The organism is Paenarthrobacter sp. CM16 (genome assembly GCF_013179505.1).
GTDB lineage: Bacteria > Actinomycetota > Actinomycetes > Actinomycetales > Micrococcaceae > Arthrobacter.
This window is the reverse complement of record NZ_JABMCX010000473.1, coordinates 1-2,239: the sequence shown is the minus strand read 5'-3', so window position 1 is coordinate 2,239 and position 2,239 is coordinate 1. Positions and strand designations below refer to the sequence as shown.

Below are 2,239 nucleotides of genomic sequence, written 5' to 3'. Positions count from 1 at the left end.
CCACCACCGGCAACGGGTTCAGCGGGCCGGGATCCGCCATGGTCAGGGAGATGGTGGTAACGGTGAGGTTGGAGCTTTCGGTGATGTCCACGTCAGTATCCGATCGTGAGGAGGAGGCCGCGCTGCGGCTCAACAGTGATGGCGTCGCCGGGCGCGTAGTCCGCAGCGGTTTGGAATCCGGCGATGGCCGGGGCCTTGATGCGGCTCTTGGCGGTAGCGTCGTCGTCGAAAATCAACGTCACATACTCAGTGTGTCCGGCCCACGACGCCAGCGCTACAACCACGCCGCGCCCTGTCACCCACGTGGTGGCCGGCACGTCCGGATGGTTGGTCCGCACCGGCGATTTGGGGTCCCAGAAGCCGCGCATCTGCCCGTCTGCCAGCCCGGCGTGCGTCCAAAATTCCCAGAGCGGGCGGTTATCGACGGCGGGTGCCCGGCCGGTCATCCCGAACACCATTCCACGCCACGGGTTGCCGCCTCCTTCCAGCATCTCGCCCATGAGCCCGAAAGGTATCCCGGACAGTTCCACCAGCCAATAGTCCGGATCAGTGGTGTGGTAGTCGAAGTACTCCCCCAGCCAGAGCCTGTCCACGTAAGGCAAATGCTCCATGTACAGGTTGGCTGAGGACGCAAAGCCGTCATGCGCCGTGAACTGGTTGGCCGAATGCAGGTCTATCTCCGGCCCTTCCACGCCGCGGGCTTCACAGGCCCGCTCAAGGACCTTGCGGACCCGAAGCATCGCGTGGCGGTCGTAGGCGATGTCATCGAGGTAGATGCCGTCTATTCCGTCCTCGCCGGAGGCCAACTCCTGGAGACTGCGGACGTAGAAGTTCTCCCACCGGGACTCGCCCGTGGTCACCACCGCAATGTCCTCCACATTTGGCGCATACCAGGCGGACACGTAACCGTCCCCGGCATGCTCCTGCAGCCACATGTGGCCTTTGCCCGGGCCGTCGCTGAAGATCTCATGATCCAGGTGCAGCAAGGGCAACAGCTCCGGGCTGTGGAACGTGAGCTCCCTGACCGTGTTGTACACCTTGGCCATGAGGCCATGCCGATGACACTCGGCTACGTACTTCCGCAGCGACTCCTGAGTCAGCAAAGGGTCGTTGATATAAGGCGCCGGCGCAGTGGCATGGTGGACGTTGACCACCGCGGCTCCCGCCGCCTTGATGTCCGCAGGATTTTCAGGAGCATGGAAGTAGCGCTTGGCCAAGTGATCGCCGGGGCGGATGGGCTTGAACGGTGTCAGCAGCAGGCGGAAATCGAAGTCCAGCAGTTCACCTTCCTTCAGGGTACGGGCGCCACTTCCGGCATGGACCCTCACCGTGCCCTCGCCGCTCCTGAGCGTCACCCCGCCGCGGACCGTGCCTTCGGAGCCGGCCTCCTGACGGTTCGCCCAGGATTGCGGTTCCACCAACGGCTTTTCCCGGTAGAAGTTGGTATTCAGTGGACGCTCGTAGTTGCCGTCCCGCAGTGCGAGCTGCATTCCGATATTGACGCTCCCCAGCCACAGCGCGTCCTGGTTCTTCCCCGCCACCTCCCACGTCCAATCCAAGGATTCCGGACGTTTCCCACCCGCCACTCCCAATCCCATGGCGAGCGGGACCGCAGCCTCGTCAAACGCAAGGTGCAGCCCGACGTCGGACACGTCCAAAGTTCCCGCAGAGCTGAGGCGCAGCGAGTACGTAACCGCTCCATCGGCGTCGAGGGCGCCGTTCAGTTCCAGCCCCAGCGTTGCGTTCCCGATCTTCCCGCCCGTCCAAGTGGACCGCCATGAGACCCGGGCTGGCCCTTCCACTGTGAAAGTAAGCGGCGAATAGGCCCATGGGATACCGTCGATGTCCAGGCTCATCGGGGCATTGAAAAGCTCGACGGCGGGACCATCCGTTGCGGTCACGGCTGCGGTGAAGGTGGACCTCACCTGCGCCGGGAGTCCCGACTCCGCCAATCGCAAGGACCTGCCCAGTATCCCCAACGTCCTGCTGGTTTCGTCCAAGGTGACGGGTGTGTAGGGTTTGACGAGCTCTGCGTCCTGGGCCACCGCCGAATCCAGCCACGCCAAGCGGCGCAGGTAACGGGGATCGCCGAAGCCGCCGGCGGCGTTGGCCGGGTCCGCGTCGCTTTCGTCCGCCACGTCCAGCCTCACCTCAACCTCCTGGGTCGCTTGGCCGGAGGCAATGACCGCTATGGTTGCCGTGATGGTGGTTCCGGCACTTTCCTGAGGGACCGGAAGAA

At 64.1% G+C, this 2,239-nt stretch carries 1 protein-coding gene; it reads right to left on the bottom strand.

Annotated features, from left to right (window positions below):
• Positions 1 to 92 precede the first annotated feature (92 nt).
• Positions 93 to 2,239: glycoside hydrolase domain-containing protein (locus HP499_RS23580; protein WP_172326469.1), on the bottom strand; the 2,147-nt coding region annotated here is incomplete at its 5' end.